We start from the raw sequence: 16,305 nt of genomic DNA, 5'->3' as shown, positions 1-16,305 counted from the left end.
CAATTTAAATTTTATTTTGTGGCATGATTAACGGTGATTATCTTATATGATAATTACTAAGAAATTTTACTATAAAAGATATTTAGTAATCGATTTATCTTATTGATTATTATTTATAATAAACAAAAAAATACGAGTCATTGACTCGTATTTAATTATTAATTTATTTATTGAGTGCTTTTACTTTCAGTATTATGCCCTCAACCGCAACAACTTCAACTGGATGACCTACTTCTAGATCTTGATTACATTTTGCTGACCATGTGCCGTCTTTTATTTTTACTCGACCTGAACCATTAATGATAGCATCAGTAACGATTGTTCTAATGCCAATTAATTCTTGTTGAGGTTGATTAATCTCAACTTTACTTGATTTGACGTTATCGCGTTTTTTTAACCATACCCACCAAAGATAAGCGGACATTAACGTAAAAATAGCAAACAAAATCCATAAAACAGGCCAAGAAAGCGGCAAAATCCAAGCAATTAAACCAACAATAATGGCTGCCATTCCACTCCAAAGTGCATATCCGCCAGTTCCTAATAACTCAGCAATCAGCAAAATACCGCCTAAAGCAAAAAATACCCAGTGAGGAGAATTATAAATAACCATTAAAAAATCTGTCATTGGTTGTTACCTATTATTAATTGAATTATATTTCCAATCATCCCCCTAACCAATTTATTATCAGTTAGGGAATATGATTTTGCTAAATTTAATTTAGTTGAGTCTATTTAGTGTTTTTGATTAATTCTGCAATACCACCAATGCTACCCATTAGACTTGAAGCATCAAGCGGCATCATCACAACTTTACTGTTATCTGAAGCGCCGATTTGTTGTAACGCTTCAGTATATTTTTGAGCAACGAAGTAGTTGATTGCATTAATATTACCTGCTGCAATTGCATCAGAAACCATTTGCGTTGCTTTTGCTTCTGCTTCAGCAGCACGTTCACGAGCTTCTGCTTGTAAAAATGCGGCTTGTTTTTCACCTTCTGCTTTTAAAATTTCTGACTGTTTTTCACCTTCAGAACGTAAAATAGCTGCTTGACGGATACCTTCCGCTTCAAGGATTTCCGCACGTTTATTACGTTCAGCTTTCATCTGTGCATTCATGGCTGCAATAAGTTCTGCTGGCGGACGAACGTCACGAATTTCGATACGGGTGATTTTTATTCCCCACGGACTAGTTGCATCATCAACAATACCAAGAAGTTTCGAGTTGATATGATCACGTTGTGATAACATCTCATCAAGTTCCATACTACCAAGTACTGTACGGATGTTTGTCATCATAAGATTAATAACAGCTCGTTCAAGTTGGTTAACTTGGTAAGCGGCTCTTGCTGCTTCTTGCACTTGTATAAAGCAAACAGCGTCAATTTGTACATTTGCATTATCTTTAGAAATAACTTCTTGAGATGGGATATCAAGCACTTGTTCCATCATATTAATTTTACGGCCCACGCCATCCATAAAAGGAATAATAATATTTAAACCAGGTTCAAGAGTGTGAGTGTATTTACCAAAACGTTCGATAGTGTATTGATAACCTTGAGGAACAATAGTGATGGTTTTAAAAACGGTAACTAAAGCAAGTAAAACAATTACTGCTATAAAAATATAAAATATAGGCATAAATCAAAATCTCTAATTTTTATGGTGAATTTAAATGTGCAAGTTATTTTAATCGGTATTAGGTTATTTGACAAACTATTAATTTTTTACTAACTATATGAAATTAATAATGACTTGCCGAGATTGCTCTGTTTATATGCTTCAAAAAGATTGTTATGTATTTATTTTAGTAACAAAAAAACAGATAAAAAATTTTAGGTCTATTTATCGAACATAAAATATTCACTTGACAACACATCAATGAACTAGTTTAATAGTACAAAATCTTTTTTAGCAGATACAATAATGATAAATCAGCAATCCACATTAACGAATTGTAAACAAATTACCGTTTTCGGTTGGTGGCGCATCACTTTCTGCGGGTGATGTGATGATGTCCTTTTTTCATAATACCCGCTCAGTGCGGGTATTTTAGTTTTGCAAAGATAAAAATAATTTTATAAAAGAGAGTCAACAATGAATAAGCCTACATTAACACAGATAATTAAAACCATTGGTTATTATCAGGATCCGACTCAGGTATTTTATCAACTTTGTGATAACAAACCGGCAACATTGTTACTGGAATCAGCTGAAATTGATAATAAGCAAGGTATTAAAAGTGTAATGATAGTTGATAGTGCTTTGACTATTTCTGCACTCAATAACCAAGTCACTTTTCAAGCTTTAACCAGTAACGGAAAAAAATTATTGCCTTTATTGCTACAAGCTTTTCCTGATAACGTCGCTAAAACACAATTAGATGAACATAATCTTCAGCTAGTTTTTCCGGCTATTGATAATTTGCAAGATGAAGATTCTCGCTTAAAGTCATTATCAATTTTTGATGCACTAAGAACATTATTAAACATCGTTAATATCCCACAACAAGCGAGTTCTGATGCAGTATTTGTCGGTGGTTTATTTGCTTATGATCTTGTTGCTGGCTTTGAGGATTTACCTCTGTTACCAACCGAACAACGTTGCCAAGACTTTCGCTTTTATTTAGCTGAAACATTACTGGAAATTAATCATAAAGACCGTGTTTCATTATTAAAAGCAACGGCATTTACTTCTTGTCCTGATGAGACAAAACGCTTGAATCAACGCTTAACAGAGTTGCAAAATAAACTTAATCAACCGATGAAAGCGATTAAGACTCAATCTTTAGCAGAAATAAATGTTTCATTTAATAAGAGTGATGATGATTTCAATACCATAGTTAAAAAAATGCAGGATGCTATCCAACAAGGTGAAATTTTTCAAGCCGTTCCTTCAAGACGTTTTTCATTACCATGCCCTGAACCATTATCTGCTTACCAAGTGTTAAAAAATACCAATCCAAGTCCATATATGTTTTATATGCAAGATAGCGATTTTGTTCTGTTTGGTGCATCACCGGAAAGTGCCCTTAAATATAACAAGACCAATAATCAAGTTGAAATTTACCCTATTGCCGGTACTCGACCACGTGGTTTAACCGCAAGTGGTGAGATTGATTATGATTTGGATAGCCGACTAGAACTTGAAATGCGCACTGATAAAAAAGAGTTGGCAGAACACTTAATGCTGGTTGATTTAGCCCGTAATGATTTAGCTCGTATTTGCCAACCGGGCACTCGTTATACTAAAGAGTTATTAAAAGTTGACCGTTATTCGTGTGTTATGCACCTTGTTTCAAGAATAGTTGGCCAGTTGCGGACTGATCTTGATGCACTGCATGCTTATCAAGCAACAATGAATATGGGAACATTAACCGGCGCACCTAAAGTAAGAGCAATGCAGTTAATTGCTGATTCAGAAAAAATAAAACGTGGCAGTTATGGTGGAGCAGTGGGGTATTTAACCGCTAGTGGTGATTTGGATACCTGTATTGTTATCCGTAGTGCTTATGTTGAAGATGGCATTGCCACGGTACAAGCAGGTGGTGGGGTGGTTTTGGACTCAGAACCTCAATCAGAATCGGACGAATCACGTAACAAAGCTCGTGCTGTTGTTCGCGCGATTATGGCAGCACATAATGTAGAAGGTGTATTCTAATGGCTAATATCTTATTTATTGATAATGTTGATTCGTTTACTTATAACTTAGTTGATCAGTTACGTCATAATCAACATAACGTGACGATTTACCGTAATACTATTCCGGCGGATGTGATTATCGAAAAATTATCACATATGCAAAATCCTATCTTAATGTTATCGCCAGGTCCAGGTACGCCAAGTGAAGCAGGCTCAATGCCTGAATTACTAAAACGTTTAAAAGGGAAATTACCGATTATTGGTATCTGCTTAGGCCATCAAGCGATTGTCGAATCTTATGGTGGTATGATTGTACCAGCTGGTGATATTTTGCATGGTAAAGCTTCATTAATCGAACATGATGGTCAAGCTATGTTTAAAGGCTTACCAAATCCATTACCGGTGGCTCGTTATCACTCTTTAAAAGGTGAAAATATACCGAAAACATTAACGATTAATGCCATGTGTAATAACATTGTTATGGCAGTACGTAATGATGAGGATCGGGTTTGTGGTTTTCAATTTCATCCTGAATCGATTTTAACCATTCAAGGGGTAAAATTATTAGAGCAAACCATTGAATGGGCACTTAATCCAGTCCAAAAACAACCGCAAGCAAAACAAGAGGCAATTGTCGATAAGCAAGAATACAACATTCAACCGATTTTAAATAAATTGTATTTAGGACAAGTATTGTCACAACAAGAGAGCAAAATACTCTTTAACTTAATTATTCAAGGTAAAATTGAACCAACTGTTTTGGCAACTGCGATTATAAGTATGAAAGTGCGAGGTGAAAAACCAGATGAAATTGCTGGTGCTGCGCAAGCATTACTTGAAAATGCAGATGCTTTTGAAGTTCCTGATTATGATTTTACCGATATTGTTGGTACAGGTGGTGATGGCACGAATAGTATTAATATATCAACAGCTAGTGCTTTTGTTACTGCTGCTTTAGGGTATAAAGTCGCTAAACATGGTAATCGAGGGGTATCAAGTAAATCCGGATCTTCCGATGTACTATCTGCTTTAGGTATTAAATTAAACATGTCAGCGGAAGCCTCACGTAAAGCGCTTGATGAATTAGGGTTATGTTTCTTATTTGCTCAACAATATCATTCAGGCTTCCGTCATGCTGCGCCAGTTCGTCAACAATTAAAAACACGAACAATTTTTAATGTGCTAGGTCCGTTGATAAATCCATCACGACCAAAACGTATTTTACTCGGTGTTTATCATCCTGATTTGATAAAACCGATTGCAGAAACATTAAAAATGTTGAACTATACCCATGCTTATGTAGTACATGGTGCCGGTATGGATGAAGTGGCTATTCATGGCGAGACTCAAATAGCCGAAGTAAAAAATGGTGAAATCAGCTATTTCACCCTGACACCACAAGATTTTGGTTTACAACAATACACCTTAAAAGATATTGAAGGTGGTACACCTGAAATGAATCGTGATTTGTTGTTAGCTATTTTACAAGGACAGGGTAAACCAGCGCATGAAGCGGCTATTGCTGCAAATGTAGCTATGTTAATTAGCTTGTTTGGTGAACCAGACTTAAAACAAAATGCACAACGTGCAATTGAATTAATGCATAGTGGCAAGGCTTATGAGCTATTACAAAAGTTAGCAGCAAGATAATAAGTGGAGAATAACATGGCAATTGCAGCATTAACCGAAAATGTTGAAATGGCAACAGTATTAAAAAAAATCATTGAAGATAAACAGTTATGGCTTGCCGAACAGCAAACTAAAAACCCACTAACTAACTTTAAAAGTAAAGTAGTAGCAAGTGATCGTGATTTTTATCAAACATTAAATCAACCGAAAACAGTATTTATATTAGAATGTAAAAAAGCGTCACCCTCTAAAGGCTTAATTCGTGATGATTTTGATCCGGCAACGATTGCTAAAGTTTATAAAGATTATGCTTCAGCGATTTCAGTTTTAACTGATGAAAAATATTTTCAAGGTAGCTTTGAATTTTTGCCTATGGTACGTAATGAAGTCACACAACCAGTACTTTGCAAAGATTTTATTATCGATGAATATCAAATTTACTTAGCGCGATATTATCAAGCGGATGCTATCTTGTTAATGTTATCAGTGGTAAATGATGATGAGTATCGCCATCTTAGTCAAATTGCTCATCAACTTAAAATGGGAGTTTTAACTGAAGCAAGTACGGAACAAGAAGTTGAACGAGCCATTAATCTTGGCGCCAAAGTTATTGGTATTAATAATCGTAACCTTCGTGACCTGTCAGTAGATTTAAATCGAGTAAAAACATTATCTAAATCTATTCCTGATGATCGAATTATTATCAGTGAATCGGGTATTTACACTCATAATCAAGTTAAAGATCTTAGCCATTATGCTAACGGTTTTTTAATTGGTAGCGCGTTAATGTCTGAGTCAAATTTAAATCTAGCTATTCGTAAGGTGATCCTAGGTGAAAATAAAGTCTGTGGTTTAACCAGAGCGCAGGACGCGATAACTGTCTATCAAGCAGGTGCGATTTATGGCGGATTAATTTTTGTCTCTAATTCACCAAGATATATTACACCAACTAAAGCACGTAGTGTTATTGCAGCAGCACCATTAAATTGGGTGGGAGTTTTTAAAAATAGTGATATAGACGAAGTTTGCCAAATAGCGCAACAATTATCACTGTACGCAGTACAATTACATGGTCATGAAGATGATAATTATATTCAAACACTCCGCCAACAATTGCCAACAACTTGTCAAATTTGGAAAGCATTAAGTATTAGTGATAGTATTCCGAACCATGATAATCCATTAATCTCTCGTTATATATTTGATAATGGTGCTGGAGGAACGGGTAAAAGTTTTGATTGGTCATTATTACAAGGTAAAGATTTAAGTAATGTCATTTTGGCTGGTGGTATTAATCCACGAAATGTAAGTCAAGCACTAGCTACTGATGTTATTGGCGTTGACCTTAACTCAGGTGTCGAAGTATCGGCCGGAATTAAAGATAAACAGAAAATTACAGCAGTATTTGAACAAATTTAACTAATTATATTGAAGGAATGGTTATGTCTAAATTGAATCCTTATTTTGGCGAGTTTGGTGGTCAATATGTACCGCAAATATTAATGCCAGTGCTAGAACAACTTGAGGATGCCTTTATATCGGCGATACACGACGCAAGTTTTCAAAAAGAATTTAATGACCTTTTGGTGAACTATGCAGGTCGACCAACCGCATTAACATTGTGTAAAAATCTTACTGCAGGTACCAAAACAAAACTTTATTTAAAACGAGAAGATTTAGTCCATGGTGGTGCCCATAAAACTAACCAAGTCCTAGGCCAAGCATTACTAGCTAAAAGAATGGGTAAAACAGAGATTATTGCCGAAACGGGTGCTGGTCAGCATGGTGTTGCTTCAGCATTAGCTTGCGCATTATTAGGTTTAAAATGCCGAATTTACATGGGTGCAAAAGATGTTCAACGCCAAGCTCCAAATGTATTTAGAATGCGATTAATGGGGGCTACCGTCATTCCAGTTGAAACGGGTTCTGCCACATTAAAAGATGCTTGTAATGAAGCATTACGTGATTGGTCTGGTAGTTATGAAACCGCACACTATATGTTAGGTACCGCTGCTGGCCCACATCCATTCCCGACCATTGTGCGTGAATTTCAACAAATGATTAGTCGTGAAGCAAAACAGCAAATTATAGAAAAAGAAGGTCGTTTGCCTGACGCAGTCATCGCCTGTGTTGGTGGTGGTTCAAACGCAATTGGTATGTTTGCTAATTTTATTGATGATAAATCAGTTAGATTAATTGGTGTAGAGCCTGGTGGTCATGGAATTGAAAGTGGTGAACATGGTGCATCACTAAAACATGGTAAACTAGGTATCTACTTTGGTATGAAAACACCAATGATGCAAACGGATGAAGGGCAAATTGAAGAGTCTTATTCGATTTCTGCTGGCCTTGATTTTCCGGCAGTCGGACCTCAACATGCATATTTAGATAGTATTGGTCGAGCAGAATATGTCTCTGTCACTGATGATGAAGCGCTTGAAGCCTTCAAAGCTTTATCTCGTAGTGAAGGCATTATTCCTGCATTAGAGTCATCGCATGCATTAGCTTATGCATTGAAAATGATTAAAGAAAATCCAAACAAAGAACAATTATTAATTGTTAATTTATCTGGTCGTGGCGATAAAGATATTTTTACGGTTTATGATGTATTAAAAGCAAAAGGAGAAATAGAATGAGTCGTTATCAAAAACTGTTTAATCGTTTAACAGTCGAAAAACGTGGTGCATTTGTTCCTTTTGTTCCAGTTGGTGACCCAAATCCACAACTTTCATGTCAAATTATTCAAACCATGATTGATGCAGGGGCTGATGCATTAGAATTAGGTATTCCTTTTTCTGACCCAATGGCGGATGGACCAACAATTCAAAATGCTAATATCCGTGCTTTTCATGGTGGTATAACCGTTGAGAAATGCTTCGAAATTTTAACTAACATTCGAGCTAGCAATCCAGATATTCCTGTTGGATTGTTAATCTATGCCAATTTAGTATTTAAAAATGGTATTGATAACTTTTATGCTAAATGTGCCAAAGCTGGTGTTGATTCTGTTTTAGTTGCTGATTTACCGGTTGAATATGCACAAGAGTTTACTGGTTCTGCAGAAAAACATGGCATAGCTCCGATATTTATCTGTCCACCTAATGCTGATGATGAGGTAATAAAAAATATTGCTAAGCATGGTAAAGGTTATACTTATTTAGTTTCACGAGCTGGTGTAACCGGTGCTGAAAATCGTGCGAATAAACCGTTAACTCATTTACTGGAAAAATTGACAGAGTTTAGAGCACCGCCTGCGATTCAAGGATTTGGTATTTCAGAACCAAATCAAGTGAGTGAAGCAATTAAAGCTGGTGCCGCTGGCGCAATTGCAGGATCGGCAACGGTCAAAATTATTGAGAATAACCTTAATAATCCAACCAAAATGTTGAGCGAACTAGCTAGTTTCGTTAAAACGATGAAAGCAGCAACGCAAAAATAATAGTAAAACTATCCGCTGATTATTCAGCGGAATTTATTACTTGAAAAAACAATAATTGTACTTATATTAACCTTAACTTGAGATTAATTGTAATTCGTTGCGACACAAAATTATAGCTGCTTAGTTTTCAATGACTTTAAACGATTTTGATAATTCTAGTATGATTTTGGGTTGCATATTTTACAAAACATAGTATAATCTTCAGCCATCTATCGCGGGGTGGAGCAGCTTGGTAGCTCGTCGGGCTCATAACCCGAAGGTCGTTGGTTCAAATCCAGCCCCCGCAACCACTTAAATTTTCATTCATACATTAATCTATCCTATTATTGTCTGAAAGTTCGAATCAAGTGGCTTCATTATATTAAATTTTAAATGTAGCCTCGCTTGTCGGGGTTTTTTTATGCGTTATGATTCAAACGTGAGTTTAAAAGGAATGTTGGGCTTTATGCCCTTTTTTATTTTCTGCAGTGGAGGTTTGTTTGGCTAATTTAGAACAACAATTGACCGATATCATTCAAGAACCAGTTAATGCGCTTGGTTTTGAACTAGTTGGTATTGAATATATTCGTGGTCGTTATCCCGTTTTACGCGTATATATTGATAGTGAAAATGGTATTACCGTTGATGATTGTGCTGATGTTAGTCGACAAATTAGTGCGGTACTTGATGTTGAAGACCCTATTACAGATGCCTACAATCTTGAAGTTTCATCTCCAGGTATGGACCGGCCTTTGTTTACGCTTGAACACTATCAACGTTTTGTTGGTGAAGAAGTCATCGTCAGTTTGCGTATTCCTGTTGCTAATCGTCGCAAGTGGAAAGGACAAATTAAATCCATTGAGAATGAAATGATTACGTTTAATGTAGATGGAAATGATGAAGTGTTTGCTTTTAGTAATATTCAAAAAGCAAACATTGTACCGAATTTTAACCTTAAATAGAGTACAGGTGTAAAGGATGAATAAAGAAATTTTAGCTGTTGTTGAAGCAGTATCTAATGAAAAAGCACTTACCCGAGATAAGATCTTCGAAGCGCTTGAAACCGCATTAGCGACGGCCACTAAAAAGAAACATACTGTTGATATCGATGTTATTGTAAAAATCGATCATAAAACTGGCGATTATGACACGTTCCGTCGTTGGTTAGTAGTGAATGAAGTAACTCAACCTACTAAAGAAATAACTCTTGAGGCAGCACAGTTTGAAGCACCTGATGTAAAATTAGGTGATTATGTAGAAGAACAAATTGAGTCAGTCGCGTTTGACCGTATTACAACCCAAACCGCTAAACAAGTTATTGTCCAAAAAGTACGTGAAGCTGAACGTGCAATGGTGATTGACATGTTTAGAAACCGAATCGGTGATATTGTGACTGGTATTGTTAAAAAGACCAATCGTGATAGTGTTATCCTTGATTTAGGTAATAACGCTGATGCAATGATGTCTCGTCATGATATGTTACCTCGTGAAAATTTCCGAATTGGTGATCGTGTGCGAGGTATTTTATATCTTGTTGAACAAGATAATAAACCAGCACAACTTTGTGTTAGTCGTTCAAATCCACAAATGATGGAAGAGTTATTCCGTATTGAAGTACCAGAAATCGGTGAAGAGATGATAGACATTAAAGGTGTCTCTCGCGATCCAGGTTCACGAGCAAAAATTGCAGTTAGTAGTAACGATCGTCGTATTGATCCTGTTGGTGCTTGTGTTGGTATGCGAGGAGCACGTGTTCAAGCGGTTTCAAATGAATTTGGCGGTGAGCGTATTGACATCGTTCTTTGGGATGATAATCCTGCACAATATGTTATCAATGCTATGGCACCAGCTGATGTTGTTTCAATCGTGGTTGATGAAGATAAACACACTATGGATGTCGCAGTTAATGCTGAAACATTACCACAAGCGATTGGCCGTAATGGGCAAAATATTCGTTTAGCATCACAACTTACAGGTTGGACGTTAAATGTTATGAGCACTGAAGATTTGCAAGAAAAACATCAAGCAGAATCTTTTGCCGCAATTAATAATCTAATGAAACATTTAGATATTGAAGAAGATCTTGCTCAGCTTTTAGTTGAAGAAGGTTTTACTTCATTAGAAGAACTAGCTTATGTACCAGTTGAAGAGTTATTAGAAATTGATGAACTTGATGAAGAACTGGTTGAAGCATTAAGAAATCGAGCAAAAGATGCATTAACAACTATTGCTCTTGCTCATAGTGGTGATAAACGGCCTGCTCAAGATTTATTAGATCTACCAGGTATGACACAAGAATTAGCCTATCAATTAGCACAACGAGATGTGGTAACTTTAGAAGATTTAGCTGAACAAGGTACAGATGATCTTGCAGATATTGAAGGTTTAACAAGCACACAAGCTGGCGATTTTATTATGGCTGCCCGTAATATTTGTTGGTTTGCAAATGAATAATTGAGGGAAAGTAATACATGACCAAAGTATCAATCGAAACACTGGCTCAAGAGATAAAAACTCCAGTGGAAACGCTTTTGCAACAGTTTGCTGATGCTGGTATTAAAAAAACTGCATCTGATTCTGTTACCCAAAAGGAAAAAGAAGCTTTGCTTGCGCATTTAAATCCTCAGCAAGGCCCAACAAAATTAACACTACAACGTAAAACACATTCAACATTGAATGTGTCAAGTGGCGGTGGTAAAAGCAAAGAAATTAAAGTTGAAGTTCGTAAAAAACGAACTATTGTTAAACAAGATCCAGCTGAATTAGAAAAAGCACGTCTTGAAGCAGAACAAAAAGCGCAACAAGAAGCTGAGTTAAAAGCGCGTAAAGAAGCTGAAGAAAAGGCAAAATTAGCTGCTGAAGAACAAAAGAAACGTGAAGAAGCAGAAGCTAAAAAGCGTAGTCAAGAACAAAAGGCTAAAGCAGCTCAAGAACAAGCAGCTGATCCAAAAGTGAAAAAAGCACAAGAAGAAAAAGCACGTTTAGAAGCTGAAGCTAACGAAATTAAACGTAAAGCTGAAGAAGAAAACCGCCGTAAACTTGAAGAAGAAGCCAAACGTATGGCGGAAGAAGCGCGTAAACTTGCTGAACAATATAACGAAACAGAAGAAACCAATAATAACAGTGATGATGAAGATTATCACGTAACTACCTCTAAATATGCTCGTGCGGCTGAAGATGATACCGATCGTGAAGTCGAAGGCGGCCGAGGTCGTGGTCGAGGTACTAAACAGGCTAAACAGAAAAAAGCCAGTAAATTATCTGAAGGTAAAGCTGAACGTGAAGAAGCTCGAGCTGTAACTCGTGGTAACCATAAGAAAAAAGGCAAAAGTACTTTACAACAAGGCTTTAACAAACCAGTTCAGGCTGTTAACCGAGATGTGGTTATTGGTGAAACCATTACTGTTGCCGAGCTAGCCAACAAAATGGCTGTGAAAGGCTCAGAAGTTATCAAAACCATGATGAAAATGGGTGCAATGGCAACTATTAATCAGGTTATTGACCAAGAAACAGCACAATTGGTTGCTGAAGAAATGGGACACAAAGTGGTACTTCGTCGTGAAAACGAACTTGAAGAATCACTAATGAGCGACCGTGATACTGGTGCTGAAAAAGTTTCACGTGCTCCAGTTGTGACTATTATGGGACACGTTGACCATGGTAAAACATCTCTTCTTGACTATATTCGTAAAGCGAAAGTTGCTTCAGGTGAAGCCGGTGGTATTACCCAGCATATCGGTGCTTACCATGTTAAAACCTCAAGTGGTGAAATCACCTTCTTAGATACCCCGGGCCATGCTGCATTTACTTCAATGCGTGCTCGTGGTGCTAAAGCAACGGATATTGTGGTGTTAGTTGTTGCAGCAGATGATGGTGTGATGCCACAAACCATCGAGGCGATTCAGCATGCTAAAGCCGCTAATGTACCAATTGTCGTTGCGGTTAACAAAATTGATAAACCTGAAGCCGATCCAGATCGCGTTAAAGGTGAACTAGCTCAATATGGCGTTATGTCAGAAGATTGGGGTGGGGATACTCAATTTGTTCATGTTTCAGCAAAAGCGGGTACTGGTATTGACCAATTATTAGAAGCGATTCTGTTACAAGCGGAAGTTCTTGAGCTTACTGCTTATGAAACAGGTATGGCTAGTGGTGTAGTTATTGAATCATTCCTTGATAAAGGTCGTGGTTCAGTGGCAACTGTGCTGGTCCAATCAGGTACTTTACGTAAAGGCGATATTGTACTATGTGGTTTCGAATATGGCCGTATTCGTGCGATGCGTAACGAATTAGGTAAAGAAGTTACTGAAGCTGGTCCTTCAATTCCGGTTGAGATTTTAGGTCTTTCTGGCGTACCGTCAGCAGGTGATGAAGCGACCGTAGTTCGTGATGAAAAGAAAGCTCGTGAGGTAGCCTTATATCGTCAAGGTAAATTCCGTGATGTTAAACTAGCTCGTCAACAGAAAGCTAAACTTGAAAACATGTTTACTAACATGACTGAAGGTGATGTATCTGAACTTAATATCGTCCTTAAAGCTGACGTACAAGGTTCCGTTGAAGCAATTTCTGATTCATTACTTAAACTATCTACTGATGAAGTTAAAGTTAAAATCATTGGTTCAGGTGTAGGTGGTATTACTGAAACTGACGCATCACTTGCTGCAGCATCTAATGCGATCATTTTAGGTTTCAACGTTCGTGCTGATGCATCTGCGCGTAAAGTTGTAGAGGCTGAAAACTTAGACTTACGTTATTATTCAGTTATTTATGATCTTATTGATGAAGTAAAACAAGCAATGAGCGGTATGCTTGCTCCAGAATATAAGCAAGAAATTATTGGCCTTGCCGAAGTACGTGATGTGTTTAAATCACCTAAATTTGGTGCAATAGCTGGTTGTATGGTAACTGAAGGCGTAGTTAAACGTCATAATCCAATTCGTGTATTACGTGATAACGTGGTTATCTATGAAGGCGAACTTGAATCACTACGTCGCTTCAAAGATGATGTTAACGAAGTTCGTAATGGTATGGAATGTGGTATTGGTGTTCGTAACTATAACGATGTTCGTGTTGGTGATAATATCGAAGTCTTTGAAACTGTTGAAATCAAACGTACTATTTAATTAATACGTTAACATGTTATAAGCAAGGTTTTAGCCTTGCTTATTCACATTTTAAGGAAAATAAATATGGCAAAAGCATTTAATCGATCATCTCGAGTTGGACATGAATTACAAAAAGAGATTGCGATTATTTTACAGCGTGAAATCAAAGATCCACGCTTAGGCATGGTGACTGTTTCTGGTGTAGATATTTCACGTGATCTCTCTTATGCCAAAGTATTTGTCACTTTTTTAAATGATGATGATCCTCAAGTTATTGAACAAGGGTTGAATGTCTTAAATGATGCAAAAGGGTATATTCGAACGTTGATCGGTAAAGCCATGCGTTTACGAATTATTCCTGAAATTAAATTCTTCTATGATGAATCGCTTGTCAAAGGTATGCAGATGTCTAGTTTAGTCTCTGATGTGATTAAGCAAGACAACGAACGTCATAAAGATTAATAATTAAAAGCACTCAATTTTTGTAAAAAATATTGAGGAGTGTTATCCGTTTCAATTTAAATATCCATGATGAATATAAAAAAAATTCGCCGTGATGTTCACGGCGTTTTGTTATTAGACAAACCACAAGGCATGACATCAAATGATGCCTTACAAAAAGTGAAAAGACTATTTAATGCTAAGAAGGCAGGCCATACTGGTGCTCTCGATCCTTTAGCAACAGGAATGTTACCGATTTGTTTTGGCGAAGCAACTAAATTTTCACAATACTTATTAGATTCTGACAAGCGTTATCGAGTAATTGCTAAATTGGGTGAGCGTACAGACACATCTGATGCTGATGGGCAAATAATCTGTACCAAATCCGTTGATGTTACTCAACTTCAAATTGAGCAAGCATTAACTCATTTTCGTGGTGATATTTTACAAGTTCCCACCATGTTTTCTGCTTTAAAATATCAAGGTAAGCCGCTTTATGAATATGCTCGTCAAGGTATTGTCATTGAGCGGGAAGCCAGACCGATCACGGTTTACGAACACCAGTTTATTCAATACGATTCGGCTAAACAGGAATTAACGTTAGAGATCCATTGTTCAAAAGGGACTTATATCCGTACTATCATTGATGATTTAGGTGAGTTACTAGGTTGTGGAGCTCATGTGATTTATTTAAGACGTTTGCAAGTGTCAAATTATCCAATTGATAAAATGATTAGCTTGGATGAATTACAAAATATTACTGATAAAACACAATTACTCATGCCGGTAGATAGTCCATTACAAGATAGTCCGAAAGTGCAATTGAATGATAGTCAAGGTAGCGATATCTTATTAGGTAGAACTATCAAATTAGCTGACAGTGTAGCAGTAGAAACTTTAGTTAGAATTTATCAAGATCAGCAATTTATTGGTGCAGGTATACAACTATTGGATAAATTGTCACCTAAAAGATTGATTTCAACTTCTTAACTTTTTTAACTACCTTTTATTAACAAATAATTAGTTGATAAAAAAAGCTTCGGTTTCAATAATATGGCATCGTGCTAACGATGTCATATTTTGTTTAAGTAAATCACAAAGTAAGTGTACTGATTTATTGCCCATTTCATAGAGTGGTTTATTAATTCTATTCAGTTTATCCAACTCATTATATTGATATTCATTGCTATGGCTAATATAAGCAATTGACAGTGGTTTTAATAGATTTGATTGGCTTTTGTTGACTTGATGTAAGGCGCCAAATAGAGAACGATAACAAGATAAATAATTTTGTGCATGATAACTATCTGAATCGAAGAAAGATAAACTGCTTAAATCCTCAAAAATAATAGCTGTTGGTGGTTTATTACTATTTAATAAGGTTTTAATTGCATCTCGACCATGTTCATAAGTTAAACAGCCTTGAATGATATAGTCAGGATCAATTGGTAAATTATGTCGTTGTAAGGATTGTTGATAACCTTGTAGGAAAAATGATGAGTTGATGCTTTTATCGCTATTAATAAAAATAGCGATCCGTTGGTTGCCATTTTTAATTAACTGTTGCGTTGTTTTAAAACCAATTGTGAGATGATCAAAATAGACACAAGAAAAATTATGTTTAAAATGATTCACAAATACCATTGGCGGTAATGATTTTTTATAACCATACAGATTGTCTAAATAAGGTGCTTGATTAATTATTAAAATACCAATAAAACGATTTTGAGTAATGTACTGAATCAAATGATAAATATCACTGTCGTCTTGGTAAGAAAATTGTAAATAATAAAATTGTAATTTAACTTCACATAAAGCTTGTTCAATACCAAAATTGATTAAACTTTTTGAAATAAGTTGATTATCAATAATTAATATTCTATTACTGGAATGATTGAGTTGGTAGTCTTTCAAGTTTTTAGACAAATCAACATTTAAAGCTTTCATAGCTTGATAAACAATAGATTGGGTTTGTGACGATGTCATATTAGGAGTTCTTAGTACTCTAGATACCGATGCCACCGAGACCTTAGCTTTTTTCGCAATCGCTGATAATGTAACTTTTGACATAA

At 36.2% G+C, this 16,305-nt stretch carries 13 protein-coding genes and 1 tRNA gene; 11 read left to right on the top strand and 3 right to left on the bottom strand.

Annotated features, from left to right (window positions below; all coding sequences use genetic code 11):
* Positions 1–163 precede the first annotated feature (163 nt).
* Together B6D18_RS03665 and B6D18_RS03660 are read right to left on the bottom strand one after the other, a co-directional pair.
* The gene (locus tag B6D18_RS03665) at positions 164–628 is read right to left on the bottom strand and encodes an NfeD family protein (RefSeq protein ID WP_086363199.1); all 465 of its coding nucleotides are present in this window, start codon (positions 626–628) and stop codon (positions 164–166) included.
* Positions 629–731: 103 nt separating this feature from the next.
* Complete coding sequence (locus B6D18_RS03660; RefSeq protein ID WP_086363198.1) at positions 732–1,640, bottom strand: SPFH domain-containing protein; 909 nt, start codon at positions 1,638–1,640, stop codon at positions 732–734.
* 456 nt (positions 1,641–2,096) lie between these two features.
* Between B6D18_RS03660 and B6D18_RS03655 the strand changes: the two genes are divergently transcribed.
* The 11 genes from B6D18_RS03655 (at position 2,097) to truB (ending at position 15,223) form a co-directional block, all read left to right on the top strand.
* Complete coding sequence (locus B6D18_RS03655; protein ID WP_086363197.1) at positions 2,097–3,659, top strand: anthranilate synthase component 1; 1,563 nt, start codon at positions 2,097–2,099, stop codon at positions 3,657–3,659.
* On the top strand, positions 3,659–5,290 hold the full coding sequence (trpD, locus tag B6D18_RS03650) for a bifunctional anthranilate synthase glutamate amidotransferase component TrpG/anthranilate phosphoribosyltransferase TrpD (RefSeq protein ID WP_086363196.1): 1,632 nt from the start codon (positions 3,659–3,661) through the stop codon (positions 5,288–5,290). The genes B6D18_RS03655 and trpD overlap by 1 nt, the downstream gene beginning before the upstream one ends.
* 15 nt (positions 5,291–5,305) lie before the next feature.
* Positions 5,306–6,688: a bifunctional indole-3-glycerol-phosphate synthase TrpC/phosphoribosylanthranilate isomerase TrpF gene (gene trpCF / locus B6D18_RS03645; RefSeq protein ID WP_086363195.1), complete on the top strand. Its 1,383-nt coding sequence runs from the start codon at positions 5,306–5,308 to the stop codon at positions 6,686–6,688.
* A gap of 23 nt (positions 6,689–6,711) precedes the next feature.
* Positions 6,712–7,905, top strand: a complete 1,194-nt coding sequence (gene trpB / locus B6D18_RS03640; RefSeq protein ID WP_086363194.1) for a tryptophan synthase subunit beta — start codon at positions 6,712–6,714, stop codon at positions 7,903–7,905.
* Complete coding sequence (gene trpA / locus B6D18_RS03635; RefSeq protein ID WP_086363193.1) at positions 7,902–8,708, top strand: tryptophan synthase subunit alpha; 807 nt, start codon at positions 7,902–7,904, stop codon at positions 8,706–8,708. Before trpB ends, trpA begins: the two co-directional genes overlap by 4 nt.
* Positions 8,709–8,921: 213 nt before the next feature.
* Positions 8,922–8,998, top strand: a tRNA-Met gene (locus B6D18_RS03630).
* Between the two features lie 189 nt (positions 8,999–9,187).
* Complete coding sequence (gene rimP / locus B6D18_RS03625; protein WP_065578449.1) at positions 9,188–9,649, top strand: ribosome maturation factor RimP; 462 nt, start codon at positions 9,188–9,190, stop codon at positions 9,647–9,649.
* A gap of 16 nt (positions 9,650–9,665) precedes the next feature.
* A complete protein-coding gene (gene nusA / locus B6D18_RS03620) occupies positions 9,666–11,141 on the top strand; it encodes a transcription termination factor NusA (RefSeq protein WP_086363192.1) in 1,476 nt (491 codons plus the stop codon).
* A gap of 17 nt (positions 11,142–11,158) precedes the next feature.
* A complete protein-coding gene (infB, locus tag B6D18_RS03615) occupies positions 11,159–13,810 on the top strand; it encodes a translation initiation factor IF-2 (RefSeq protein ID WP_086363191.1) in 2,652 nt (883 codons plus the stop codon).
* A 66-nt stretch (positions 13,811–13,876) separates the two neighbouring features.
* Positions 13,877–14,254, top strand: coding sequence for a 30S ribosome-binding factor RbfA (gene rbfA, locus B6D18_RS03610; RefSeq protein ID WP_034882735.1), 378 nt, complete (start codon positions 13,877–13,879; stop codon positions 14,252–14,254).
* Positions 14,255–14,320: 66 nt separating this feature from the next.
* On the top strand, positions 14,321–15,223 hold the full coding sequence (truB, locus tag B6D18_RS03605; RefSeq protein ID WP_216818827.1) for a tRNA pseudouridine(55) synthase TruB: 903 nt from the start codon (positions 14,321–14,323) through the stop codon (positions 15,221–15,223).
* Between the two features lie 30 nt (positions 15,224–15,253).
* Here truB and B6D18_RS03600 read toward each other — a convergent pair whose 3' ends face one another.
* Positions 15,254–16,303: a LacI family DNA-binding transcriptional regulator gene (locus B6D18_RS03600; protein ID WP_086363189.1), complete on the bottom strand. Its 1,050-nt coding sequence runs from the start codon at positions 16,301–16,303 to the stop codon at positions 15,254–15,256.
* Between the last annotated feature and the right edge of the window lie 2 nt (positions 16,304–16,305).

Source organism: Gilliamella sp. A7, assembly GCF_002142015.1.
Taxonomy (GTDB): Bacteria; Pseudomonadota; Gammaproteobacteria; order Enterobacterales; family Orbaceae; genus Gilliamella; species Gilliamella apis_A.
This window is presented reverse-complemented; position numbering and strand designations above follow the sequence as displayed.

Excerpts from the sequence above, each read along its gene's own strand:
- B6D18_RS03665 (WP_086363199.1), bottom strand. The coding sequence starts at position 628 with ATGACAGATTTTTTAATGGTTATTTATAATTCTCCTCACTGGGTATTT.
- B6D18_RS03660 (WP_086363198.1), bottom strand. The coding sequence starts at position 1,640 with ATGCCTATATTTTATATTTTTATAGCAGTAATTGTTTTACTTGCTTTA.
- B6D18_RS03655 (WP_086363197.1), top strand. The coding sequence starts at position 2,097 with ATGAATAAGCCTACATTAACACAGATAATTAAAACCATTGGTTATTAT.
- trpD (WP_086363196.1), top strand. The coding sequence starts at position 3,659 with ATGGCTAATATCTTATTTATTGATAATGTTGATTCGTTTACTTATAAC.
- trpCF (WP_086363195.1), top strand. The coding sequence starts at position 5,306 with ATGGCAATTGCAGCATTAACCGAAAATGTTGAAATGGCAACAGTATTA.
- trpB (WP_086363194.1), top strand. The coding sequence starts at position 6,712 with ATGTCTAAATTGAATCCTTATTTTGGCGAGTTTGGTGGTCAATATGTA.
- trpA (WP_086363193.1), top strand. The coding sequence starts at position 7,902 with ATGAGTCGTTATCAAAAACTGTTTAATCGTTTAACAGTCGAAAAACGT.
- nusA (WP_086363192.1), top strand. The coding sequence starts at position 9,666 with ATGAATAAAGAAATTTTAGCTGTTGTTGAAGCAGTATCTAATGAAAAA.
- infB (WP_086363191.1), top strand. The coding sequence starts at position 11,159 with ATGACCAAAGTATCAATCGAAACACTGGCTCAAGAGATAAAAACTCCA.
- rbfA (WP_034882735.1), top strand. The coding sequence starts at position 13,877 with ATGGCAAAAGCATTTAATCGATCATCTCGAGTTGGACATGAATTACAA.
- truB (WP_216818827.1), top strand. The coding sequence starts at position 14,321 with ATGATGAATATAAAAAAAATTCGCCGTGATGTTCACGGCGTTTTGTTA.
- B6D18_RS03600 (WP_086363189.1), bottom strand. The coding sequence starts at position 16,303 with ATGTCAAAAGTTACATTATCAGCGATTGCGAAAAAAGCTAAGGTCTCG.